Below are 1,206 nucleotides of genomic sequence, written 5' to 3'. Positions count from 1 at the left end.
ATCTTGTACCCAGGGGAAATCACTAGGGACAAACCGGGGCTGAATATCGACGGCTAGATTCATCGGCATCATCCGCTGCACGGTTTGCGGCTGCACGATCTGTGCGTGAATGAACCGGTCCGGGAATCGGAAATCGGGGCTCAGTGGATGTAGTTCCAGGGCATCTGCCATCATCTCCGCCGCACCGTCTCCAATGGCATGGAACGCCACGGGATAACCGAGTTCCCTGACTTGTCCCACGATAGCCTGCAGCTCAGCAGGCGTGTGCATCGCAAGGCCGCGCGTGCCGGGATGGTCGGAATAGGGTTCCTGCAAGAACGCGGTTCGGCCTCCCACTGCACCGTCGGCAAACAGCTTGACCGCTCCGATTCGGTACCAGTCACTGCCGCTGCCCACTTGCATGCCAAGCTCCCGGATCTCATCCATGAAACCATGGAACATGAGCTGGTGTGTACGGAAACGCAACCCTTCTTCTCTTAACTCCTGTTGGATGCGGAGCATCAATTCTACACTCCCCAGAAGTCGCAGATCCTCGGTATGGGCCGCCGTGAGGCCGAGCCGGAGCGCATCACGCGCGGCGATCTCGATCGCTGCCTTCAATTGATTCGGCTCCGGCTGGGGCTGGGCGTTAGTGAAAGGCATGGAGGCATTCTCGTAAATCCATCCGTTCAGCCGCCCATCCGCATCTCGTCCAAAGCTGCCTGAGGGGGTATCAGTGATATCCTCGGCTACGCCGGCTCTGCGAAAAGCCTCGGAGTTGGCGAGAAAGGCATGGAAGCAGGTCCGGGTCAAATAGACAGGGTGCTGGTCGGTTACGGCATCGAGCTCATCCCGATGGGGAGTCTGACCGGCGTCGAAATGATTCTCATTCCAGTTCAGACCCAGAATCCATTCACCGGGCGGCGTGAGGGCCGCGCGCTCGCGGACCATATGCAGCATTTCCTCTTTGGAAGAGGCGTTCGTGAAGTCCAGCATGCTCAGCTTGAGGCCATGCAGCCCCAAATGCATGTGGGCATCGACAAGGCCAGGCAGTACATAGGCGCCGTCCCAATCGACAGTGTTATAACTTTTGCCGGTGAGCTGGAGCCGCAGTTCGGCTGCCGAGCCGATAGCTTTGATTTTTCCGTCCTCAACGTATATCGAATCGATACCGAGTGATCCTGGTGACTGTTGAAAGAGTCTACCGTGGGTATACAGCGTTGCTAC

1 protein-coding gene is annotated in these 1,206 nt (G+C 57.8%); it reads right to left on the bottom strand.

Annotated elements, in window-relative coordinates; genetic code table 11:
- Positions 1–1,197, bottom strand: a 1,197-nt coding sequence (locus tag ACFRAK_RS29185) for an amidohydrolase (RefSeq protein WP_394573226.1), incomplete at its 3' end; no start/stop codon positions are given.
- Positions 1,198–1,206 lie beyond the last annotated feature (9 nt).

The sequence above is a fragment of the Peribacillus sp. NPDC056705 genome (assembly GCF_043656335.1).
The sequence above is the reverse complement of the archived record's forward strand: the minus strand, read 5'-3'. Positions and strand labels throughout refer to the sequence as shown.